The 19692-nt window shown below is 68.3% G+C and carries 26 protein-coding genes and 2 tRNA genes; 9 read left to right on the top strand and 19 right to left on the bottom strand.

Annotated elements, in window-relative coordinates; genetic code table 11:
- Window position 1: 1 nt before the first annotated feature.
- From ACQUSQ_RS04570 to ACQUSQ_RS04560, 3 genes are read right to left on the bottom strand one after another with little or no spacing between them, the layout of a single operon-like run.
- Window positions 2-1681: a b(o/a)3-type cytochrome-c oxidase subunit 1 gene (locus ACQUSQ_RS04570; RefSeq protein WP_435067337.1), complete on the bottom strand. Its 1680-nt coding sequence runs from the start codon at window positions 1679-1681 to the stop codon at window positions 2-4.
- Entirely contained in the window at window positions 1682-2188 is a 507-nt protein-coding gene (locus ACQUSQ_RS04565) for a cytochrome c oxidase subunit II (protein WP_435067336.1), read from the bottom strand.
- Between the two features lie 15 nt (window positions 2189-2203).
- Window positions 2204-3073, bottom strand: a complete 870-nt coding sequence (locus ACQUSQ_RS04560) for a halocyanin domain-containing protein (RefSeq protein ID WP_435067335.1) — start codon at window positions 3071-3073, stop codon at window positions 2204-2206.
- Window positions 3074-3245: 172 nt separating this feature from the next.
- Between ACQUSQ_RS04560 and ACQUSQ_RS04555 the strand changes: the two genes are divergently transcribed.
- From ACQUSQ_RS04555 to ACQUSQ_RS04535, 5 genes are read left to right on the top strand one after another with little or no spacing between them, the layout of a single operon-like run.
- The gene (locus ACQUSQ_RS04555) at window positions 3246-3425 is read left to right on the top strand and encodes a hypothetical protein (RefSeq protein WP_435067334.1); all 180 of its coding nucleotides are present in this window, start codon (window positions 3246-3248) and stop codon (window positions 3423-3425) included.
- A gap of 1 nt (window position 3426) precedes the next feature.
- Window positions 3427-4203: a sulfite exporter TauE/SafE family protein gene (locus ACQUSQ_RS04550; RefSeq protein ID WP_435067333.1), complete on the top strand. Its 777-nt coding sequence runs from the start codon at window positions 3427-3429 to the stop codon at window positions 4201-4203.
- Window positions 4203-6659: a heavy metal translocating P-type ATPase gene (locus ACQUSQ_RS04545; RefSeq protein WP_435067332.1), complete on the top strand. Its 2457-nt coding sequence runs from the start codon at window positions 4203-4205 to the stop codon at window positions 6657-6659. The genes ACQUSQ_RS04550 and ACQUSQ_RS04545 overlap by 1 nt, the downstream gene beginning before the upstream one ends.
- Window positions 6660-6708: 49 nt before the next feature.
- Window positions 6709-7560, top strand: a complete 852-nt coding sequence (locus ACQUSQ_RS04540; protein WP_435067331.1) for an MBL fold metallo-hydrolase — start codon at window positions 6709-6711, stop codon at window positions 7558-7560.
- The gene (locus ACQUSQ_RS04535; protein WP_435067330.1) at window positions 7557-7733 is read left to right on the top strand and encodes a hypothetical protein; all 177 of its coding nucleotides are present in this window, start codon (window positions 7557-7559) and stop codon (window positions 7731-7733) included. The genes ACQUSQ_RS04540 and ACQUSQ_RS04535 overlap by 4 nt, the downstream gene beginning before the upstream one ends.
- Here the strand turns inward: ACQUSQ_RS04535 and ACQUSQ_RS04530 are convergent.
- Both ACQUSQ_RS04530 and ACQUSQ_RS04525 read right to left on the bottom strand, forming a co-directional pair.
- On the bottom strand, window positions 7726-8685 hold the full coding sequence (locus ACQUSQ_RS04530) for a DUF5787 family protein (protein WP_435067329.1): 960 nt from the start codon (window positions 8683-8685) through the stop codon (window positions 7726-7728). The genes ACQUSQ_RS04535 and ACQUSQ_RS04530 overlap by 8 nt on opposite strands.
- Window positions 8685-8960 (bottom strand): DUF5808 domain-containing protein, encoded by a 276-nt coding sequence (locus tag ACQUSQ_RS04525; protein ID WP_435067328.1) that lies wholly within the window; start codon window positions 8958-8960, stop codon window positions 8685-8687. Before ACQUSQ_RS04525 ends, ACQUSQ_RS04530 begins: the two co-directional genes overlap by 1 nt.
- 169 nt (window positions 8961-9129) lie before the next feature.
- Between ACQUSQ_RS04525 and ACQUSQ_RS04520 the strand changes: the two genes are divergently transcribed.
- Complete coding sequence (locus ACQUSQ_RS04520; protein ID WP_435067327.1) at window positions 9130-9405, top strand: hypothetical protein; 276 nt, start codon at window positions 9130-9132, stop codon at window positions 9403-9405.
- Here the strand turns inward: ACQUSQ_RS04520 and ACQUSQ_RS04515 are convergent.
- The 7 genes from ACQUSQ_RS04515 to ACQUSQ_RS04485 form a co-directional block, all read right to left on the bottom strand.
- A complete protein-coding gene (locus tag ACQUSQ_RS04515; RefSeq protein WP_435067326.1) occupies window positions 9402-11024 on the bottom strand; it encodes a bifunctional N(6)-L-threonylcarbamoyladenine synthase/serine/threonine protein kinase in 1623 nt (540 codons plus the stop codon). The two genes, ACQUSQ_RS04520 and ACQUSQ_RS04515, sit on opposite strands and share 4 nt — an antisense overlap.
- Before the next feature lie 70 nt (window positions 11025-11094).
- Window positions 11095-11421, bottom strand: coding sequence for a 30S ribosomal protein S24e (locus ACQUSQ_RS04510; RefSeq protein WP_435067325.1), 327 nt, complete (start codon window positions 11419-11421; stop codon window positions 11095-11097).
- Window positions 11422-11484: 63 nt separating this feature from the next.
- A complete protein-coding gene (locus ACQUSQ_RS04505; protein ID WP_435067324.1) occupies window positions 11485-12009 on the bottom strand; it encodes a GTP-dependent dephospho-CoA kinase family protein in 525 nt (174 codons plus the stop codon).
- Window positions 12010-12011: 2 nt separating this feature from the next.
- The gene (gene spt4 / locus ACQUSQ_RS04500; protein WP_435067323.1) at window positions 12012-12209 is read right to left on the bottom strand and encodes a transcription elongation factor subunit Spt4; all 198 of its coding nucleotides are present in this window, start codon (window positions 12207-12209) and stop codon (window positions 12012-12014) included.
- Complete coding sequence (locus tag ACQUSQ_RS04495; protein WP_435067322.1) at window positions 12209-12781, bottom strand: DNA-directed RNA polymerase; 573 nt, start codon at window positions 12779-12781, stop codon at window positions 12209-12211. Before ACQUSQ_RS04495 ends, spt4 begins: the two co-directional genes overlap by 1 nt.
- 1 nt (window position 12782) lies before the next feature.
- A complete protein-coding gene (locus tag ACQUSQ_RS04490; RefSeq protein WP_435067321.1) occupies window positions 12783-13154 on the bottom strand; it encodes a DUF188 domain-containing protein in 372 nt (123 codons plus the stop codon).
- Window positions 13155-13177: 23 nt separating this feature from the next.
- Window positions 13178-14410: a translation initiation factor IF-2 subunit gamma gene (locus ACQUSQ_RS04485; RefSeq protein WP_435067320.1), complete on the bottom strand. Its 1233-nt coding sequence runs from the start codon at window positions 14408-14410 to the stop codon at window positions 13178-13180.
- A gap of 129 nt (window positions 14411-14539) precedes the next feature.
- Between ACQUSQ_RS04485 and ACQUSQ_RS04480 the strand changes: the two genes are divergently transcribed.
- Window positions 14540-15160, top strand: coding sequence for a non-canonical purine NTP pyrophosphatase (locus ACQUSQ_RS04480; protein ID WP_435067319.1), 621 nt, complete (start codon window positions 14540-14542; stop codon window positions 15158-15160).
- Window positions 15161-15200: 40 nt separating this feature from the next.
- Window positions 15201-15779 (top strand): hypothetical protein, encoded by a 579-nt coding sequence (locus tag ACQUSQ_RS04475; RefSeq protein ID WP_435067318.1) that lies wholly within the window; start codon window positions 15201-15203, stop codon window positions 15777-15779.
- Between the two features lie 11 nt (window positions 15780-15790).
- Here the strand turns inward: ACQUSQ_RS04475 and ACQUSQ_RS04470 are convergent, their stop codons facing one another.
- The 7 genes from ACQUSQ_RS04470 to ACQUSQ_RS04440 all read right to left on the bottom strand — a co-directional run bounded on the left by ACQUSQ_RS04470 (window position 15791) and on the right by ACQUSQ_RS04440 (window position 19423).
- Window positions 15791-16264, bottom strand: a complete 474-nt coding sequence (locus tag ACQUSQ_RS04470) for a DUF7384 family protein (RefSeq protein ID WP_435067317.1) — start codon at window positions 16262-16264, stop codon at window positions 15791-15793.
- A gap of 424 nt (window positions 16265-16688) precedes the next feature.
- On the bottom strand, window positions 16689-16970 hold the full coding sequence (locus ACQUSQ_RS04465; RefSeq protein WP_435067316.1) for a type II toxin-antitoxin system RelE family toxin: 282 nt from the start codon (window positions 16968-16970) through the stop codon (window positions 16689-16691).
- Entirely contained in the window at window positions 16963-17241 is a 279-nt protein-coding gene (locus ACQUSQ_RS04460; protein ID WP_435067315.1) for a ribbon-helix-helix domain-containing protein, read from the bottom strand. Before ACQUSQ_RS04460 ends, ACQUSQ_RS04465 begins: the two co-directional genes overlap by 8 nt.
- A gap of 132 nt (window positions 17242-17373) precedes the next feature.
- A tRNA-Thr gene (locus ACQUSQ_RS04455) sits at window positions 17374-17445 on the bottom strand.
- 41 nt (window positions 17446-17486) lie between these two features.
- The gene (locus ACQUSQ_RS04450) at window positions 17487-18143 is read right to left on the bottom strand and encodes a DUF7114 family protein (protein WP_435067314.1); all 657 of its coding nucleotides are present in this window, start codon (window positions 18141-18143) and stop codon (window positions 17487-17489) included.
- 61 nt (window positions 18144-18204) lie between these two features.
- Window positions 18205-19062: an NAD+ synthase gene (locus ACQUSQ_RS04445; protein ID WP_435067313.1), complete on the bottom strand. Its 858-nt coding sequence runs from the start codon at window positions 19060-19062 to the stop codon at window positions 18205-18207.
- A 100-nt stretch (window positions 19063-19162) separates the two neighbouring features.
- Window positions 19163-19423: a hypothetical protein gene (locus ACQUSQ_RS04440; protein WP_435067312.1), complete on the bottom strand. Its 261-nt coding sequence runs from the start codon at window positions 19421-19423 to the stop codon at window positions 19163-19165.
- Between the two features lie 88 nt (window positions 19424-19511).
- On the opposite strand from ACQUSQ_RS04440, the gene ACQUSQ_RS04435 reads away from it, so the two are divergent.
- Window positions 19512-19582 (top strand) — tRNA-Gly (locus ACQUSQ_RS04435).
- The last annotated feature ends 110 nt before the right edge of the window (window positions 19583-19692 follow it).

Here is a 19692-nt window from a genome sequence, read left to right as displayed (position 1 = left end):
GTTAGACGGGGAGCGGCGGCGTCCCCGGCGACAGCAGGCCGTCGCTGGCCAGCGCCCACAGGGGGAGGCCGTACGCGAGTGCGATGAGCAGGATGGCGACGGCCGTCCAGAGCTTCAGGTTGTCGAGAATCTTCGGGCTGTGTTCCGGCCCGGAGAGCGGTGCGGGGATGGCGCTGTCGACCCGGATTGGGTCGGCGCTCTTGCTCCCGAGCCACGTCCCGAAGATGACGACGAGGAAGAGGACGAGCGCTACGAACAGGAGCGTCCCGCCGATGGCAATCTGGAGTCGCATCTCGCTTACGCCACCGATGACGCCCTCGAACGAGACGGCATCGTACTGCGGTTCGGCGGTTCGGCGCGGGACGCTCGCGAGCCCAGCGCGGTGCATGGCGTTCGACATGAGCGTCATGCCGACGAACCAGACGTAGGGCTGGACCGTCGCAAGCGACTTGAATCGAAGGCGTTTGCCGGTAATCTGGGGGAACAGCCAGTAGCCCGCGGCCATGAACGTCAGCGCCGACGCGGTGCCGACGGTGAGGTGGAAGTGGCCCGGCACCCACAGCGTGTTGTGGATGAGGTAGTTGATGTTCATGCCCGCGTTAATCATGCCGGAGAAGCCGCCGGCGGCGAACATGAGGCCGGCGAGCGCACAGCCGGCGAAGGCGGGTTCGTCCCACGGGAGTTTTCGGAGCCAGCCGAGTCGGCCCTCGCCGCCCCGCTGTCGCCCGCCGTGTTCCATGCTCGCGACGACGGTGAAGGCGGTGAGCAGGCTGGGCAGGAGGAGGAACATGGTGTTCGTCATCGCGATGAACTTGAAGCCCTCGGGGATGCCGGGGTCGACGTACTGGTGATGGAAGCCCACCGGCGTCGAGAGCAGGAGGAAGAGGACGAACACCACGCGCGCGAGCGGGTCGCTGAACAGCCGACCGCCGGAGAGTTTCGGCAACACGGTGTACCAGATGAAGTAGGCCGGCATGAGCCAGAAGTAGACGACCGGGTGGCCGAAGTACCAGAACAGCGTCCGGGTGAGCAGCGGGTCGACCTGTTCGATGAGGCCGAGCGACCACGGCAGGAGGAAAAAGAGCACCTCGACGGCGACGCCCGCCGACGAGATGTACCACATGAGCATGGTCGTCAGGACCATGAACGTCTGAAGCGGGATGCGCTCGTCGGGGTTGTCACCGCGCCACTGCCAGTAGGCGCGGAACCAGTCGACGCCCGCGAGCCACGACCCCACGATGAAGAACACGAGGCCGGCGTAGAACGCGGGGTGCGCCTTCATCGGCGCGTAGAACGTGTAGAGGACGTCCGCGCTCATCGGAATCGACGGCACCAGTCCCCCGAGGATGGTGACGGCGGTGACGACGGCGCCGAACAGCATCAGCGCGAACCACGCCATCGTGAACCGCGGTGACGGGAGCGGTCGGTCGAGGCTCCGAGTCACGCCCCACGTGAACAGGCCACAGAGGGCGAAGGTCGTGAACACGAGTGCGAGGAGGACGCCGTGTCCCGTCAGCACCGTGTAGTAGTCGGTGGAACTGACGAAGCCGCGGAAGTAGCCCGTTCGGTGAAGCGCCTGCACCATGCCGAACAGGCCGCCGATGCCGAGGGCGATGAAGGCCACGCCCATGTTCCAGCGAACGATGCGTGCGTCGGTCGGGAAGTCGTCGACGTATGCCATTTAGCTATCCTCCGGATTGTACTCGTCTTCGGGAACGACGACGAGTTGGCCGGCCATCGTGTGATGGCCGCCGCCGCAGTACTCGTGACAGACGATACCGTACTCGCCCGGCTCGTCGAAGCGGACGGTCACTTCCGCGACCTGTCCGGGTATCACCATCGTGTTGACGTTGGTGCCGACGAGTTCGAAGCCGTGGACCACGTCCGCGCTGGTGATGTAGAAGGTCACTTCGGAGTTCGCCGGCACGCGAATCGGCTCGCTGGTTCCGGGCTGGAAGAGGAACTGCCGGGCGACGACGTGGACTTCGTACTCGTCTTCGCCGACCTGTGTCACGCCGGGGTCGGAGAACTCGGTGTCGTCGAGCGACCCGGGGTCGACGGTGCCGCCGGAGTCGTCGACCATCTTCACGCCCGCGCCGACCGTGCCGTAGGTCACCGTCGCGATGAACCCGACGATGATGAGCAGCGCGGCGACCGTCCAGATTTTCTCGTAGCGGTGAATTTCCATATGTTGTCCCTCCTGTTAGCCGATTATCGTCGGTCCGCCGCCGAGGAACTCGACGAAGTACATGAACACCCAGAGCAGGCTGATGATGCCGACGTAGATGGCGATGAGCGTCGCCGTCCCGTACGGGTCGTACTCGTCGTGGCCGATGTCGCGGACGACACCGGATTCGAACACCGACTGCGTCGGCGTCCGAGCGGCCATCGACTCTGTCTCGCCGCCGCCCGTGGTGACCTCGTCGTAGTTGAGAAACACCCACGCGGTGACACCGAGGACGACGGCGAGCGCCGCGGCGACGGTGCCGCCGAGCAGGCGGAACGCGAAGGCGAGTGCGGGCGAACTGCCGCCGCCCTCGCCAGCGGCTTCGCCACCGCTGGACTCGGAGCCGCCTCCGCCGCTCCCGCCGCTCCCGCCGACGACGACGGCGCCTTTCATGCCGAGCGCGAGATGCGGCTGGCAGTAGTACTTGTAGACGCCCTCGGTTTCGAAGGTGTGTTCGTGGGAGAAGCCGGTGTTCTTGATGTTCTGAACGCCGCTCCAGTTCGCCCCCGACGGCTGAGATTCGATGAGGATGTTGTGCGTGTCCGACACCCACTCGAAGGTTATCGTCGTCCCGGGGTCGACGCGGACGGCAGTCGGGGTGAAGGCGTAGGGTCCGCCGTTGCCCTCCGCCCCGACTTCGACGGTGATGGCGTCCTCGCCGGTCCGGTCGACGGTTCCGTCGAAACTGGCCGTCTCGCCGCCGGTGCTTCCGCCGAACCAGCCGCCGTAGTCGACGCCGCCCTGCGCGGCCGCGGTACCGACGCCAGCCACGCCCGCGGCGACGGTGCCCGCGGCGGTTCGGAGCGCCGTGCGGCGCGTGACTCGCCGGTCGTCGACCCCGGTCATCGCCACGCCCCCCCGACGCGGTCCGGTCGCCGCGTCGCAATCGGTCGGTCGTTGCCGGTAGCTATCACCATAGTCCCACCTCGAAACGTGTCCCTTATAATACGAGTCGGCGATTTTCGAATCGCTGGAACGGCGGGAGCAGTTATGAGGCCGGCGTGTAGACGATAGGAGTATGGTTTCGGTCAACCGAGTTCCACTCGTCGCGCTGCTGGCGTTGCTTCCGGTCGCAGTGTACGCGTTCTCGACGGAGCTAGTCGTCGTGGTGGCGCTCGTCAACGTCGCGCTCATCACCGCGAGCGTGATGGCGATGTTCATGCCGAGCGAGGCGACGACCAAAGCCACCTCCGCGTAGGATGTCGTCACTCGCCGGCGCAGTCACGGCTCCCGCCGACGCCGGACTCCTCGTCTTCCTCGCCATCGGCGTCCTCGGCGGCGCACACTGCCTCGGGATGTGCGGCCCGCTCGTGACGCTGTACGCCGACCGACTCGACCGGTCCGGCAGGCCTCGTCTCGACTGGCGTGACGTCCGCCAGCATCTCCTGTTCAACGGCGGCCGGACGGCGAGTTACACCCTCATCGGCGGCGTGATGGGTGCGCTCGGGGCGGCGCTTTTCGACGCCGCCGCCGTCGCCGCCGTGGCGACCGACGTCCGCGCCGTGACCGGCGTCGTCGTCGGCGGGTTCATCGTCCTCACGGGCGCGGGGTATCTCGTCCGCGGGTCGGTCCGAGGCGGGTCGCTCCCAGTCGTCGGAAGCGCCTTCGCTCGGGTGTACGGCGCCGTCGCCGACCGGGTCGACGCGTGGGTCGGCGGGCCGCGAATCGTCGCGCTCGGCGCGCTCCACGGTCTCTTGCCCTGTCCGTTGCTCTACCCCGCCTTCCTCTACGCGCTCGCGTCGGGGTCGCCGCTCCGGGGTGCGCTCTCGCTGGCCGTCCTCGGTCTGGGTACGGTTCCGACCCTCCTCGCTTACGGCACCGTCTTCCAATCGTTCGATACGGGTGCGCGCGTGGGCCTGCACCGGGCGCTCGGCGCCTGCTTCGTCGTCCTCGGCTACCTGCCGCTGGCACACGGGCTGGCGCTGTTCGGCGTCCCGCTTCCCCACCCGCCGATTCCCGTCTACCAGCCCCTGTAATGCCCTGTACGCTCTGTGACCTGCCGACGCCCGACCCGCCCGTGAGCGACGACGACGTCGACGGCACCTTCTGCTGTCGGGGCTGTCTGGAGGTGGCGCGAACCCTCGACGACAACGCGAGCGATATCGACGGCCCGGAGGACGTGCGCTCGGCGCTCGGCGACGACGGCGAGGATTCGGCCCCCGACCACACCGACGCCGCCTTCGTCGCCGTCGACGGGATGCACTGTGCCACCTGCGAGGCGTTTCTCGAAGCCCGAGCGACCGAGCACGAGGGGGTCGTGGCCGCCGAGGCGTCCTACCCCTCGAACCTCGTCCGACTCGTCTACGACCCCGAGCGGTTTGACGAGGAGGACTTACCGCCACTGCTCGACGGCGCCGGCTACCGCGCCCGCCCCGTCGACGCAGAGGGCGAGGACGACACGACCGAGACGATTGGCCGTCTCGTCATCGGCGGCTTCTTCGGCATGATGACGATGGCGTGGTACGTCCTCTTTCTCTATCCGACGTATCTCGGCGTCGCGCCCGACGCCCTGCTTCTGGACGTGACGGGCGTGGCCGGCCAGTATCTCCTCTGGAACGTGTGGGTGATGACGAGCGTCGTCCTCGGCTACACCGGCTACCCCATCCTCCGGGGGGCCTACGTCAGCCTTCGGGCGAGCCAGCCGAACATGGACCTGCTGGTCGCGCTGGCGGCGGGCACCGCCTACGTCTACAGCACGGCGACGCTCCTCCTCGGCGGAACGGAGGTGTATTTCGACATCACGACGGTGGTCGTGCTGGTAGTGACTCTCGGCGGCTACTACGAGACGCGCCTGAAAGACCGGGCGGCGGGGCAGTTGACGGAACTCACCGAGAACCGAGTGGCGACGGCGCGGCGCCGCACCGACGACGGCGAGGAGACGGTCGATATCGACGACGTACAGGCGGGCGACGAACTACTCGTCGGCGCCGACGAGCGCGTTCCAGTCGACGGGACGGTTATCGAGGGCACCGCCGCCGTCGACGAATCGCTCGTGACCGGCGAGTCCGTCCCCGTCGACCACGAACCGGGTGACGAAATCATCGGCGGGGGGCGCGTCACGTCCGGCGGCCTCGTCGTCGAAGCCGGCGACGAGGCGACGAGCACGCTCGACCGCCTCGTCACACATCTCTGGCGCGTCCGGAGTTCGCGGCCGGGGGTCCAGCGTCTCGCCGACCGTCTCGCCGCCGTGTTCGTGCCCGTCGTCCTCCTGCTCGCGCTCGGCGCGTTCGTCGTCCATCTCGCGCTCGGTTCGGCGCCGAGCGACGCCGTGTTGACCGGGTTGGCCGTCCTCGTCGTCTCCTGTCCCTGCGCGCTGGGGCTGGCGACGCCACTCGCCGTCGCGGCGGGCGTCCGCGACGCGCTCGATGCGGGCATCGTCGTCACCGACGGCGACGTCTTCGAGCGCGCGACGGAGGCGGAGGTAATCGCCTTCGACAAGACGGGGACGCTGACGACGGGCGAGATGCGCCTGCACGACGCCGTGGGGTCGGACGACGCCCTCGCCCGCGCCGCCGCCGTCGAGGCCTTCGCCAGCCACCCGATGAGTCGGGCGGTCGTCGAGGGGGTCGACGCTCCCGACCGACCCGTCGAGGCGTTCGAGCGCCACCCCGGCCGCGGCGTGAGCGGGCGGGTGGACGGCGTGCGCGTCACCGTCGGCCGCGCCGACCTGTTCGAGGACTGCACCGTACCCGACGCCTACCGCGAGCGCTACGAGCGAGCGGTCGAGGCCGGTCACGTCCCCGCCTACGTCGGGTGGGACGGGGCCGTTCGGGGCGTCCTCGTCGCGGGCGACCAGCCCCGGCCCGAGTGGGAGCGCGTCGTCGCCGCGGTGGCCGAGGAGGTGCGTCGCGTGGTCGTCATCACGGGCGACGGCGGCGACGAGCGCTCGCCGAGCCGAGCGCCGCGGGCCGACGACGGGGGCGTGGCGGACCGCTTTCGCGCCCATCCCGACGTCGACGACGTGTTCACCGGCGTCCCGCCCGAGGCGAAAGCCGAAATCGTCGAGCGACTTCGCGAGGACGGGACGACGGTGATGGTCGGCGACGGGAGCAACGACGCGCCGGCGCTCGCGGCCGCCGACCTCGGCATCTCGCTGGAGAGCGGGACGCGCCTCGCCGCCGACGCCGCCGACGCCGTCGTGACGACGGACGACCTGACGACCGTGCCGCGAGTGTTCGACCTGACGCGGGCGACGAAACGGCGCATCCGCGAGAATCTGGGCTGGGCCTTCTGCTACAACGCGCTCGCGGTGCCCGCGGCCGCCATCGGCGTCCTCAACCCGCTGGTCGCGGCGGTGGCGATGGCGGCGAGCAGTCTGCTGGTGGTAGCCAACTCCGCGCGCGGGGTGGGCGGCGAGGGCGAGGCACCGACGACGGAGGCCAGCGAGGAGCCGGCCGCGCTCGCGGGCGCGGCGCCCACCGCCGACGACTGAAGCGCCGAACCGCGACCACTAAGAGCGCCGGGCGGCAAGCCACGCCCGAATGCGGGTGACGCTACTCGGAACGGGCGATACGACGGGGACACCGACGGTCGGCTGTGACTGTGCCACCTGCGAGCGCGCTCGCGAACTCGACGTCGAGCGCTCCCGGTTCTCCGTCCACATCGAGAACGAGCGGACCGGCGAGTCCCTCCTCATCGACTGCAGCCCCGACTTCAGACACCAGTTTCTCACGCAGGACGTGCCGCTGCCCGACGCCGTTCTCGTGACCCACATCCACTTCGACCACCTCGACGGCCTCGGCAACGCCTACCGCATCTTCGACGACCTGCCGGTCCACGCCACCGACGTCGTCGACCCCGTGACCGACGAGAGCGTCGCCGGGACGGTTCGGCGGAAGTTCGACTACCTCGACCGGGTGACGGTCCACGACCAGACCCCCCACGAGACGTTCCGAACCTGCGGGCTCGACGTGACGTTCGTCCCCGTCGACCATCCCCCGCTCCTGTGTTACGGCGTCGTCGTCACCGACCCGGAGACGGGGGCGAAATGCTCGCTCACGGGCGACACCAGTTACGACATCCCCGAGCAGTCGCGCGCGGCGCTCGCGAATCCCGACCTCCTGCTGGCGGAGGCTATCGTCCCCGCGTCGGCCGCCGAACACCACCCGCTCGGCGGCAACCATCACGACGACGAGGGCGTCCCGCGAACCTTCGGCACGAAACACATGACTCGCGAGGGGGCGCTCGACTTGGCCGCGGAACTCGACGCCGACCGAACCCGGCTCGTTCACCTCGCACACTACTACCCCGCCGAGGAGGCGTTCGCGGAGCCACTCGCCGTCGACGGCGAGCAGTACGACCTTTACCCCTCGGCGGCGGAGGGAGACACATGACCGTCGTCACGACGCTCGGCCGCGGCGCCGCCAGCGGCCTCGCGGGCGCGCTGGTGTGGCTTGCCGTCTCGGTGCTCGCGTTCGGAACGCCGGAACCGGTCCGGGCCGCCGTCGCCGGCGTCGCACTCGGTGCGCTCGTCGCCCTCGTGACCGCGCTCGCCCGACTCAGGTGAAGCGGTCGAGTCCCGCCTGTCGCCGCGCCACGCCCTCCGGGTCGGCGACCCACGGCGTCCGCGCGTCGCGCAAGGCCGCGGTGTCGACGCTCGGGGCGTCGGCGGCCTCGAAGTGGGGACAGGCCGCGCCGCAGTCGCTTCCGGGGTCGACCACGCAGTCGAGGGCGTCGCAGTAGGGTCGGCCGTCCTCGGTCGGCGACATCGACGCACACGCCGGAAACTCGTCGGGGCGCCACCCCTTGCCGTAGGCGCGCTCGGCGATAGCGCGGCGCTTGCGGGCTTTCGCCGCCGCCGAGACGATGGCCACGTCCGTCCGGAGCGGTCGCTCGGCGACGGGTTCGACGCCCGGCGCATCGACGTCGATAGGCGTCGGGTCACGGACGACGGTCAGGTCGCCGTCGTCGGGGTCGAATCGCCAGACGCCGACCGCCTCGGGGATGCGGTTGAGATGCGCGCCGGTCACGTAGCTCTCGGTGGCGAGGACGACGGTGTCGAAGAGGCCGAGCGAGACGTCGCGGCGCAACTGTCGCTGTAGGTCACCGGGGCGACCAAGGTCCGGCTTGTTCTCGATGCCTATCAGCCCCCCAATCCAGTCGGGGTAGCGCGTCGTCGCGCGGACGTGACGCCGACTCCCGCGGCGCTCTGTCTCGAAGAAGCCGACGTCGACCGCGCGGTCGGTGGCGCGGGCGGCGATTTCGGGCGCGCAGTCGAAGGCCTCGGCGGGGTCGACCGCCCGGCCGGGGCCGACGTCGCTCTCGACGGCGCGGGGCGGGATGGTGGCGTCAGTGATGGCGGCTCGGCGGTCGAATTCGGGGCCGGGAACGACCGCACAGACGTCGACGACGCGAGCGCCGGGGTCGGCCACCGACGCCCCGAGTTGCCGGCCGAGAATCCACTCGCGAGTTCGTTCAAGCGACGCACAGAGCGCGAGTTCGAAGGCGTACTCCGACACTAGTCGTCGACGATGACTTCCACCGGCTCGTCGTCGGCTTCGGCGTCGCCACCCTCGTCGCCGCCACGCTCCTGCCAGAGCAGAGCCGCGGCGACGAGGACGACGACCCACGACCGCCAGTTCGCCATGTTCAGCGTGTAGCCGATGCCGAAGGGCTTCTCGACGACCATGCCGTCACCGGGCTGCCAGTGCGAGGAGAGGAGGCGACCCAGACTCGGGCGTTCGAAGTTGTAGGGGATGCCGAAAATCGAACCGGACTGCGGCTTATCGACCATGCCAGCCCGTACGGTCCCCCGGAATAAATCGTTTCGGCTCGGAGACAGACGACACCCGCCGCGACGACCGACCGAAGACCGTGTTCCTAACCGCCCCGAATCATTCATTATCGACCGCTTCAGACCGTCAGCACCAATATTATGCCGCTCGGGAGCCAACGGTGTGGTGATGAGTCCCCCAGCCGAGTCGTCGTCCGTCGACGCCCGCGACCGCAAGGCAACCCTGTTCTGTCAGGACTGCGGTCACGCCAGCCCCGTCGACGGCGACTGGAAGGTCCGCACCCTCGGCAGTCAGCGGCGCATCCGCTGTCCCGAGTGTCGGACCGTCGTCGACGAGCGACGCCCCAGCGCCCGAGACACGCCGGTTCGACAGTGTGCGGAGGCGTGGCGACGCTACTGGTCAGCGTGGACGACCCTCTTTGCCGACGAGACGCGGCCGGTTTAGGTGTAGCGGCCGCGCCCCTCGACTTCTCGCAGCCGCGTCAACACGGCGTCGTCACCGACGGCCGCGTAGCCCGCCTCGAAGGCGTCGAGGAGGGTGTCGGCGTCCGCCGCCGCCACCGTGCCGCGGACGCTCCCGCCGAAGACGTGACAGTCCATGGCGTGGTCCTCGACGTGCCCGCTGTGGTAGCCGAGGCCGAAGTCGATGAGATAACAGCGGTCGCCGACACGGACGTTCCGAACCGTCGGGTCGCCGTGGACGATGCCCGCCGAATGGAGCGTCGCGAGGTGTTTCCCGACCGTCCGCGCCGTCTCCGTCGTGAGCGCCGCGCCGAGGTCACAGTCGCCGACCGAGTCGAAGGTGAGCGTCGCCGCCGGCACGTCGATGTCGCGGACCACGGGCGTCGGCACGCCGTGGCGCCGCGCCTCGCTCGTGAGTCGTGCCTCCGCGACGGTTCGCTCCCGACGCAGGCGCGCGTCTAAGTCCGGGTGGCGGTACTCTTTCGGGAGGCGGCGCTTCACGATGCGGTCAGTCGCGCCCGCAACCTGTTCGACGGTGACGACGGCCTCCGCGCCCCGTTGCTCGGCGCCGTCGTCGGGGCTGAAGGAGACGGAGGACTCGCCCGCCCGCCACGTCACGTCTACTTGGTCGGGGCGGAAGTTGGGGTCGATAGCCGACTCCTCGATTGACAGTCGCTCGCCGGCGACGAACATCTTCGCGCCGAGGACGGCTATCATCCCCGCGTTATCGCGGAGGTAGCGGGCGTCGGGCGCGTAGAACTCCGCGCCGCGCTCGGCACACATCGTCGCGAGCATCTCTCGCAGACGGGCGTTCTGCCCCACGCCGCCACCGAGGACGAGTTCGTCCGCGCCCGTCAGCGAGAGGGCGCGCTCGGACACCTCGGCCAGCATGGCGAAAATCGTCTCCTGAAGCGAGAAACAGACGTCCTCGACGGGCGTCCCCTCGTCGTAGGCGTCTTTCGCGGCGCTCATCAGGCCGGAGAAGGAGAAGTCCATCCCCTTGACGACGTAGGGCAGGTCGACGTACTCGCCCTCGGTCGCCGCCTCCTCGACCTTCGGCCCGCCGGGGTGGGACCAGCCGACGTGACGGGTGAATTTGTCGATGGCATTGCCGACGCCCGTGTCCATCGTCTCGCCGAGGACGCGATACCGGCCGTCGTGGAAGCCGAGCAAGTGGGCGTTGGCGCCGCTCGCGTTCAGACAGACCGGGGCGTCGAACCCGGAGCCGTGGCGCCCGATTTCGAGATGGGCGACCATGTGGTTGACGCCGACGAGCGGCACGTCGAGCGTGCCCGCGAGCGAGCGCGCGGCGGTGCCGACGATGCGCAGACACGGGCCGAGCCCCGGCCCGCGGGAGAACGCGACGGCGTCGATGGGGCCGTCGGCGGCCGCGAGCGCCGACTCGACGACTTCGGGGATGGCCTCACCCATGTGTTCGGCGGCCTCGCGCGGGTGAATCCCACCGCTCTCGGGCTGGTAGGCATCAGTTTCGATGAATGGGGGATTGGAATCGAGCGGTGCCGGATTGTCGGGGTCGTACTCGAAGACTGCGGCGCTGGCCGCCCACGCGGTGCCTTCGATACCGAGTACGCGGACGGTCATAGCGGTCGCTGAAAAAGGGCGGTCGCGGACTGACCACACGACGCCGTGCGGTCAGCGAGCGGCGTCACGTCTAGGCTTCTTCGGCTTCGGCGTCGGCCTCGTCGGCCTCCTCGCCGTCGGCGCTGATTTTGTTCCGTTCGAGCATGTGTTCCTGCTCGACGTCGCGGGCGTGGTCGGGACTCTCGTACACCTTGGCGTAGCCAATCGTCTTCCGCATCCCGAACTTCGTGTCGAGTTCGTGGACGACGACTTCGGCGGAGTCCTTGTTAAGTTTGGCCGCGAGACTGTCACGAACAGAGAGCCGCGAAGGGGTCGCCTCGTCGTGCGTAATCTGGAATCTAACGTCCGTCCGGTGCAACATGGGGTTCTCGTCTTCCTCGATGATGTCGATATCCATCGTTCAGTTACTCATACGTGGTCCCGAACTGGACAAAAGGATTACGAAGCGTGCGACAGCCGGCTAGCGGGCGTCGAGACGGGCGAGTGCGGCGTCAGTGTCGCCGGTCATCCGTTCGAGAAGGTCGCGGGCGCGCTCCTGTGACGACTCGGTGACGGAGACGAGGACCATCCCCTCGCCGGGCTGGCCGTAGACGACAGAGCCGCCACGTGGTGTCGCGAGGATGGCCGGCAGCGCCGCCAAGTCCTCCTCGCCGTCGACGCCGATGACGGTCGGCGCGTCGCGGTCCAGCGCGTCACACAGCGCGTCGAGAAGCTCTCGCGAGAGCGTCGCGGGCGGGTTCGCCACCTCGATGTCGGGGTCGGGGAGGTGTCGCGCGACATCGTCGTCGATTCGCTCGCGCTCGGTGTGGCCGTCGATGAGCGCCACGTCGGGGGCGAAGTCGGCGGCGTAGAGATGCGCGGTGACGACGTCGCCGACGGCGACGAGTGGGCGGGAAGCGTCGTCGAGCAGTCGCTCGGCGTCGGTGAAGACCGGCCCGAACGGCTCTTTGAACGCCCCCCGGAGGTCGTCGGGGAGTTCGAGCACGGTTAGCGGACCTTGAGCGCGTAGCCGCCGGGCTCCGAGACGTTCATCTCGTCGGCGACCTCCGACTGTTCGGGGTGGGTGATGATGACATAGCCCGCCCAGTCCTCCGTGAGGCTCGACGACCCGCAGCTCGCACACGTCTGCGTGTCGGGGTCGTTGATGAAGTGACACTCACGGCAGGCGAGGCGGTCCTCGGCCATCAGTTACCCTCCATCTGTGCCTCGCGCTCTTGGCGCTCCGCTTCGAGCCACCCGTGTTTGCCGAGGCCGGGCTGTTTGGCCGTCAGCCCAATCTTGCTGTCGCGGGGGTTGCGCTCGTCGACGCTCTTGGTGACGATACGGACCCGGATTTCGTCGCCGACACCGAGGGTCCGGTTCGTCTCCGTCGAGGCGAGTTGCTGGTTCTCGCCGTCGTAGGCGAGGTATTCGTCGGAGATCTGTGAGACGTGGAGCAGGCCGTCGACCGGGCCAATCCCGATAAACGCCCCGAACTCTACGACTTCGACGACCGTTCCGTCGACGACCTCCTGCATCTGTGGGTCGAAGGTGATGGCGTCGAACTCGGCCTCGTAGTAGACGCCGGGGCGGTTGGGCAACACGGCGCCGTCGCCGATGTCGTGAACTTCGCTGACGCTCACGATACTGCCCACCTCCTCGTCCATTCGTCCTTCGAGCTTGTCCTGGAGCAGGCGCTTTACCCGCTCGGGCGTCACGTCGGCGAGGTGCCGCGGCGGCACCTCGACCGTGTCCTTGAGTCGTACCCGTTTGTACATGCTAAGGTTGTGTTATGTTCAGTTTGTTCCGACCCCTTAAACCGATTACCCGAACACCGCGTTCGAGCACCCGGTCACGCAGGGGGCCGTCGTTCGTCACGACGTACGCACAGTCGCCCGCTTCCGCGAGTTCGACCAGCGCGTCGTCGGCGTACGATGCTTCCGTCTCCACCACGCGACACCGCTCGGCCAAGTCCCGACCGACACTGGCCGCGGTTGCATCCTCGCCAGCGCCCGTCGCCAGCCGGTCCAGTTCCGCAATCACTGCGGATGGCGTCACGAGGTCGACGTCGTCCAGACCGAGCAGTCGGTCGAGTTCGTCGAACACGCGGACGTCGCACTCGACCGGCATCATGAGTGCGCTGGTGTCCATGGCGACGGATGGCGAATCACGTGTCACTTGAGGGTGCCAATACCGATGAGTCGCCAGCGCGCGCCGACGCGGCGGTTGATGGCGATTTGCGCTCCCGGCTCTGCACAGACCGGGCGCTTCAGCGATACCTCACACTCGCCGGACCGGGCGCTGGTCACGGCGCCGACCGTCGTCGCGGTGCCGACGGTGAGCATCAGCGGCTCGCCGGTCGAGATGTCCTCGATTTCCTCCTCGTCCTCGCCGACGACGCGGTCGAGCAGTTCCACGTCCATCTCGAAGGACTCGTAGGTCGGCGGGAGCGTGCCGGGTTCGCCCGCGACCTGTCCCGCCAGCGCGTCACCCTTGGTGAGCGCGGGGTCGAGACCGGTGCCGACGCCGAGCAGACCGCCGGGACGAGCCACGTCGACCGTGTTTCCGCCCGCCTGCAACGACCGAACCTCGGTCGTAATCGGGCGCCACTCGGTCTGGCCCTCCTCGTCTATTTCGCGGCCGGGGCGGAGTTCGAGTTCGTCCCCGACTTCGAGCGTGCCGTCGACCAGACTGCCGCCGACGACACCGCCGCTGAGGTCCTCCCACGTCGTCCCCGGCCGGTTGATGTCGAAACTCCGGGCGGCGAACATCCGTGCCGCCTTCGTCTCGTCGCGGTCCGGCGTCGGGATTTCCTCCTCGATGGCGCCGATGAGGAGGTCCATGTTCACTTCCTGCTGTGCGCTGACCGGGACGATGGGGGCGTCCTCGGCGACGGTGCCCTCGACGAACTCCTCGATTTCCTCGTAGTTCTGTATCGCCTGCTCGCGGTCCACGAGGTCGATTTTGTTCTGGGCGATGACGATGTTCTCGACGCCGACGATGTCGAGTGCCATCAGGTGCTCCTCGGTCTGGGCCTGCGGCACCGGGTCGGTCGCGCTCACGACCAACACCGCCCCGTCCATGAGCGACGCGCCCGAGAGCATCGTCGCCATCAGCGTCTCGTGACCGGGCGCGTCGACGAACGACACCGTCCGTAGCGCCTCACTCTCCGAGCCGTCGGGGCACGTCTCGTCGACGGTGAAGGCCTCGGGCTCGTCGACGCCGGGACACTTGCGGAACGTCGCGTCCGCGTACCCGAGTCGGATGGAGATGCCGCGTTTCATCTCCTCGGAGTGTTGGTCCGTCCACGACCCACTGAGGGCCTGTACCAGCGTCGTCTTTCCGTGATCGACGTGGCCAACGAGACCGATGTTCACCTCCGGTTGTTGGTGTGTTTCCGTCGCCATTGAGAGTAATCTTGGAGGATTTTCGCTCCCTGCCGGTGATAAACTTGCTGTTTGCCGACGAGAAGCGAGTCACGGGGGCGACCGCCCCCGGACCGACGCCTCTTTGCCCCGACCCGCCCCACGCCCGCTATGCTCCGGTACGTCACGACCAACGCGGGAAAGGTCCGCGAGGCCCGCGACTATCTCGACGACGGCGTCGAGCAACTCGATTTCGACTACACCGAGATTCAGGCCCCCGAACTCGAACCCATCGCCGCCCGCGGGGCGCGCGAGGCGTATCGCCACGCCGAGGAACCCGTCCTCGTCGACGACGCCGGCCTGTTCGTCGACGCCCTCGACGGCTTCCCCGGCCCCTACTCTGCGTATGCCGAGGGAACGCTGGGGATGGAACGGGTCGGCGAACTCGCGCGCGACGCCGCCGACCCCGCCCGCGCCGGCTTCCGCTGTGTCCTCGCGTACTGCGACGGCGACGCCTTCGACGCCAGCCCCGACCCCGTCGACCGCGAGGACCGCGCCGCGGCGGCCGCGATGGACGAGGAGTCAACCGACGACGCCCTCCCCGTCAAACTCTTTCGGGGCGTCGTCCGGGGCCGTATCGTGGAGCCGCGGGGCGACGGCGGCTTCGGCTACGACCCCATCTTCGACCACGAGGGGACGACGTTCGCGGAGATGAGCGCCGCCGAGAAAAACGCCGTCTCCCACCGCGGCCGGGCGCTCGAAAAGTTCGCGGAGTGGTACGCGACGCGCTGAGCGGCCGAAAGCACTTGCCGAGGGTTCGACAAGATATACCATGGCCCCCACGGAGCGTCTCGCGCCGTACGCGACCCCAGCCCTCGTAATCGGTCTCACCGCAGGCGTGTTACTCCTCGTCCCACCGCTCGCCGCCGGACCGCTCGCTCTCGGCGAGGCGTACATCATCACCGCGGCACTCGTCCTGCTCGCCGTGGGATACGGCGCGCCGTACGCCGCCGTCGTCGCCGTCGGAACGCTGGCGCTGTTACGACTGGGGTACGCCGGCTACGCTTCACCGACTGTCGCCGACGGCGGTCCGTCTACGACCGCGGCAGTCCGCCACGCAGGTGCCGGCTTCGGCTACGGACTCGCGTCCGCCTGTGTCGGGAGCGTCCTCGTCGGTGCGGAGGTGGCCGGACTGCCGCTGCCGGGCGCGTTCCCGATACCGTCGGGCGCCGTCGTCGGCGGCCTTCTCGTCGGTGGAGCCTTCGTCGCGTCGCAACTGTGGCGGTATCGAGCGCTCGACGTCGCCCACGACTGGCAGACGGTCGCTACGACGGCGGCGCTCGGGGCGTTGCTGTGTCTGTCGCCGGCGGTGACGTACTGGCGGTTCGGCGGACGGCTGGGCGGACTGTAACCCCCACCCGCTCACTCGCGTGGGTCGCTATCCGGTCCCGGGTACTCCCCGCCAACGACCTCCCGATACAGGCTCTCCGCGTCGAACAGGGTGTCGAACGCGTCCGGGTGTCGGGGACTGGTCTCGACTCGTCCCCGGAGCGCGGCACCCGTCGACGCCGACGTGAGCGACTCGTCGAGCGTCAGGAGGTGCATCGCGCCGCCGCGGTAGGCCGACGCGAGCGCCGGGTGGTCCTCCGGCGGGTGGTCGACGAGTTCGCACTCGCGCTCGATTCGGTCGCGCCAGTCCTGTGCCAGTTCGTCGTCGGCGATGTCGCGGATTATCGCAGCGGCGTCGTCGAGCAACGGGTCGCTGGCGACGAGCGTCAGCCACGAGTGCTCGCGGACGTGGTCAAGCGCCGCGCGGGACGGCCCGCCGACGAGAAGGTCGGCCGCGAGGACGTCGGCGTCGGCGGTCACCCGCGCCGGCGACGGCTCAGTCGGCATCGTCCGTCCGGTGGCGGCAAAGTGCGTCGGTCACGTCCGCCTCGCTACAGTCGTAGCGCTCGGCGCGCGCGAAGAGGTCGGCCCAAGTCACACACGCCCTCCGTTCGGGGCGACAAAGAGCCTTCCCGATTCCCGTAACCGTGCGACGGCAGACCCTTGTCTGACGCATGTTTAAGTCGGGGGATTGTAAGTGTTCGACCGGGCGCGCACACCGGCTTCAGTTCCCATCCTCCCCACCCGCGCGCCCGGCACACCCCACTGGCACCTCGGTGCTCGGCGCCGTTCCCCCACGGCGCCGCCTTCGGCGATGCGTAGCCGGGGCTCCGTTCACACGCTCACGGGCCGGGTACCGAGCCGGGGGGCAAAGCCGCGCTTTTACGAGTAGTCTGAAGCGCAGGAGTGCAACAGAGCCATAGCTCGTCGCTCAGTCGTCGCCAGCGGTGTACGCGCCGCCACGGCGCTTGATACGCGCGACGAGCAGTCGCTCGTCGTTTTGCCGGAAGCTCACGGAGAGCCGGAACTCCCCGACGCGAATCTTCCGATACGGGCTGTTCTGGAGCGGTTCACCGTAGTCGGGCGGGTCGTGCCACGGCGAGGAGACTATCTCGTCTAATTTATCGAGTATTCGGTCCTGTTCGGCGGGCGACAGTCTGTCGAAGTCGTCCTCGGCAGTCGAAGAGAGTTCCCACGACCACCCGTCACTCATCCGTACCGAACCGCTCACGGGCCTCCTCGGCGCTCGTCGTCCGCTCCTCACGAACGTCTTCCTCGGCATCGAGCAGAGCAACGAGTTCGTCGCGGTCGAACGTCGGGAATTCGACGGCATCTCGGAGTGTGTACCGAATGAACTCACTCCGACTGTTGAACCCGCGTCCCTGCCACGTATCGTCTATCTGTTCGAGGAACGACTCGGTGAGTTTGAAGTTGACCGTGGTGATGTCGTCCCCGCCATCGCTGTTTGTGGTCGCTTCGGACATATGTGCGTAATACGCTGGTCTTACCGATAGTCGTTTCGTCGGTATCGAAGCCGTCGGAGCGGATGCTCAACACACGCTCGTAAAGTGAGACTGTTCAGCCAAGCGTTCGCTCAGGGAGTGAGTTGGGAAAAGAGCCTAGGCCGGAATTTGAATCCGGGGTCTCGTCCTTACCAAGGACGCGCTTTACCGCTAAGCTACCCAGGCGCGTCTTTCGCTTGGCTGGAGACGTCTTTATTCGTTTCGATTTACGGGTCGGCGGCGGAGGGCGCGGCGTCGCCGTCGGCGAACGCGAGGATGCGCTCCGACACCGTCTCGGGGAGGGCCGCCTCGGGCGGCGGCAACTCGCCCTCGAACTCGCGAGCGAGGCCAGCGGCGTATTCGAGGAGGTCCTCGCTCGGCGCGACGCCCACGGCCGTCGTCCCCGCGGCGGCGGCGAGGGCGAACACGTCGGCTTCGAGGTTGCGGTCGAGTGTCGCCGTGTCGGCGTCGTCCGCTCGGCGGCGGGTCTGGTCCCGGCCGAACGCCCGCACCACCTCGACGGCCCGCTCGGCCGTCTCGGTGCGCGCGAGGAGGTAGAAACCACGAGAAACGAGGACGTCGGCGGCGAGAATGTCGAGGTCGGCCCGTTCGGCGTCGCTGTCGCCGTCGGTCCACGGTTCGTCGTGTGCGAGGACGCGAGTGAGACGCAGGCCTTCGTAGATGAGTTGGACGCCGGCGGCGCGCTCGGCGAGAGGCGCAGTCTCGACGGCGGAGTCGAGAGTGCGAGCGCTCAGAAGCGTGAGGACGCTCGGCGTCATCGAGGCGTCCGCGAGTCGGTCGCGAAGCACCTCGCGGAGCCGTTCGGGTTCGATGTCGGCGAGCGCATCGACGGCGGCACGCCGGGCCCGTACGGCGTCGTCCATTGCCGTACGGTAGCGACGGGAAGGGCAAAGACCTTTGGAAACGACGGCCCGCGGGCGACCGCTACAGGTGGAGCGGGTCGGGCGCGGGCGGCATAGAGCGCTTGTGAACGCTCTGCTCGTACAGTTCGACGACGCGGTCGACCTGTTCAGCAGTCACGTCGAGGTGGCGCACCGTCGCCGACTTCGAGAGCGGGCCGTCGACGTGGAGCGCGAGGATGGCGTCCAGCGTGTCGTAGCCCAGCCCCATCTCGCCCTCGTCGGTCTGGCCGGTCCACATCTCGGCGGAAGGGGTTTTCGTCACCAAATCGTCGTCGACGCCGAGGTAATCGGCCAACTGGCGCACCTGCTGTTTGTAGAGGTTGCCGATGGGGTGGCAGTCGACGGCGCCGTCGCCGTACTTCGTGAAGTAGCCGGTGAGCGTCTCGCTCCGGTTACCCGTGCCGAGGACGACACGGCCCTCCGCGTTGGCGACGAAGTAGTTGAGGACGGCCCGAATCCGCACGCGGACGTTGCCAGCGGCGGTCCGAAGCGGGTCCGTCTCGACTTCCGTCTCCGTCGACTCGCCGGGGAACGCCTCGACGAACGCGTCGTAGATGGGGCCGATGTCGACCACGTCGTACTCGATACCCAAGTCGTCGGCGACGCGTTCGGCGTCGCTCATATTGTCCGCGGTGTTCACGTCGCTCGGCATCACGAGTCCGTGGACGTTGTCGGCGCCGAGGGCGTCGACGGCGAGATAGGCCGTCAGCGTGCTGTCGATACCACCCGAGAGGCCGAGCACTGCCCCCTCGGCACCGGCGTCGTCGACGACGTCTTGGATGAACGTCGTGATGTGCTCACGCGCGCCCTCCAGTTCCGGGTCCGACAGACGGAGGTCGAGCGGCGCCGACGCTTCCACGATGACGGAATCGTTGCTCATCGGTGAGTGATACGCCCGCCAGTTTGAAATACCCTCGCGTTTCTCAGCTCCGCTGGACGTGTGTCCGTGTCGGAGTGCCGAAAACGACCGGACCGCCAGTTCACTCCACGTCGAGTTCGGTGTCGTCGACGGCGCCCGCCGACCCGCTCGACGCGTCGCGTCGCTCGCCCGTCGGCTGCGCGGCGGGCTGTTCGCGAATCCGGACGATGCGGCGATACGGGAAGAAGTCGCGTTCGCCGCCGTGAGACACCCAGACGCCCGAATCGTAGAAATCGACGGCGTCGGCCCGAATCGGGTCGTCGTCGATACCGGGGTCCGCTTCGTCGGTCAGATACACCGCGAAGGACTGTGTCTCGGTCATATCGACCCGAAATACGGCCGGAACGGGTATAATTCGTTCGGCGAGAACGCTACGTTCAAGTAGGTCGCGGCGGAATTCCGGTCCGCGAGCGCCGTTGGTCCAGTGGTAGGACAGTGGCTTCCCAAGCCACTAGCCCGGGTTCAATTCCCGGACGGCGCATTTTCGAGCGAAGCGAGAAAATCGCCGGGAGGGAATTGAAGCCTATCAGTCGCGCGCAACGAACGAAGTGAGTGAGCACGTCTGATTTCGGTTCAATTCCCGGACGGCGC

This window comes from Haloplanus sp. C73, from assembly GCF_051195115.1.
In the GTDB taxonomy this organism is placed as follows: domain Archaea; phylum Halobacteriota; class Halobacteria; order Halobacteriales; family Haloferacaceae; genus Haloplanus.
Note: the sequence above shows the minus strand (reverse complement) of the source record. Positions and strands in the feature narration are given on the sequence as shown.

Bases quoted from the DNA above. Each gene is read 5' to 3' on its own strand.
- ACQUSQ_RS04445 (WP_435067313.1), bottom strand. From the start codon at position 19,062: ATGAGCAACGATTCCGTCATCGTGGAAGCGTCGGCGCCGCTCGACCTC.
- ACQUSQ_RS04555 (WP_435067334.1), top strand. From the start codon at position 3,246: ATGGTTTCGGTCAACCGAGTTCCACTCGTCGCGCTGCTGGCGTTGCTT.
- ACQUSQ_RS04470 (WP_435067317.1), bottom strand. From the start codon at position 16,264: ATGCCGACTGAGCCGTCGCCGGCGCGGGTGACCGCCGACGCCGACGTC.
- ACQUSQ_RS04560 (WP_435067335.1), bottom strand. From the start codon at position 3,073: ATGACCGGGGTCGACGACCGGCGAGTCACGCGCCGCACGGCGCTCCGA.
- spt4 (WP_435067323.1), bottom strand. From the start codon at position 12,209: ATGGCCGAGGACCGCCTCGCCTGCCGTGAGTGTCACTTCATCAACGAC.
- ACQUSQ_RS04450 (WP_435067314.1), bottom strand. From the start codon at position 18,143: ATGGACGACGCCGTACGGGCCCGGCGTGCCGCCGTCGATGCGCTCGCC.
- ACQUSQ_RS04440 (WP_435067312.1), bottom strand. From the start codon at position 19,423: ATGACCGAGACACAGTCCTTCGCGGTGTATCTGACCGACGAAGCGGAC.
- ACQUSQ_RS04510 (WP_435067325.1), bottom strand. From the start codon at position 11,421: ATGGATATCGACATCATCGAGGAAGACGAGAACCCCATGTTGCACCGG.
- ACQUSQ_RS04540 (WP_435067331.1), top strand. From the start codon at position 6,709: ATGCGGGTGACGCTACTCGGAACGGGCGATACGACGGGGACACCGACG.
- ACQUSQ_RS04525 (WP_435067328.1), bottom strand. From the start codon at position 8,960: ATGGTCGATAAGCCGCAGTCCGGTTCGATTTTCGGCATCCCCTACAAC.
- ACQUSQ_RS04485 (WP_435067320.1), bottom strand. From the start codon at position 14,410: ATGGCGACGGAAACACACCAACAACCGGAGGTGAACATCGGTCTCGTT.
- ACQUSQ_RS04495 (WP_435067322.1), bottom strand. From the start codon at position 12,781: ATGTACAAACGGGTACGACTCAAGGACACGGTCGAGGTGCCGCCGCGG.
- ACQUSQ_RS04520 (WP_435067327.1), top strand. From the start codon at position 9,130: ATGAGTCCCCCAGCCGAGTCGTCGTCCGTCGACGCCCGCGACCGCAAG.
- ACQUSQ_RS04535 (WP_435067330.1), top strand. From the start codon at position 7,557: ATGACCGTCGTCACGACGCTCGGCCGCGGCGCCGCCAGCGGCCTCGCG.
- ACQUSQ_RS04490 (WP_435067321.1), bottom strand. From the start codon at position 13,154: ATGGACACCAGCGCACTCATGATGCCGGTCGAGTGCGACGTCCGCGTG.
- ACQUSQ_RS04565 (WP_435067336.1), bottom strand. From the start codon at position 2,188: ATGGAAATTCACCGCTACGAGAAAATCTGGACGGTCGCCGCGCTGCTC.
- ACQUSQ_RS04475 (WP_435067318.1), top strand. From the start codon at position 15,201: ATGGCCCCCACGGAGCGTCTCGCGCCGTACGCGACCCCAGCCCTCGTA.
- ACQUSQ_RS04460 (WP_435067315.1), bottom strand. From the start codon at position 17,241: ATGTCCGAAGCGACCACAAACAGCGATGGCGGGGACGACATCACCACG.
- ACQUSQ_RS04480 (WP_435067319.1), top strand. From the start codon at position 14,540: ATGCTCCGGTACGTCACGACCAACGCGGGAAAGGTCCGCGAGGCCCGC.
- ACQUSQ_RS04465 (WP_435067316.1), bottom strand. From the start codon at position 16,970: ATGAGTGACGGGTGGTCGTGGGAACTCTCTTCGACTGCCGAGGACGAC.
- ACQUSQ_RS04550 (WP_435067333.1), top strand. From the start codon at position 3,427: ATGTCGTCACTCGCCGGCGCAGTCACGGCTCCCGCCGACGCCGGACTC.
- ACQUSQ_RS04515 (WP_435067326.1), bottom strand. From the start codon at position 11,024: ATGACCGTCCGCGTACTCGGTATCGAAGGCACCGCGTGGGCGGCCAGC.
- ACQUSQ_RS04545 (WP_435067332.1), top strand. From the start codon at position 4,203: ATGCCCTGTACGCTCTGTGACCTGCCGACGCCCGACCCGCCCGTGAGC.
- ACQUSQ_RS04570 (WP_435067337.1), bottom strand. From the start codon at position 1,681: ATGGCATACGTCGACGACTTCCCGACCGACGCACGCATCGTTCGCTGG.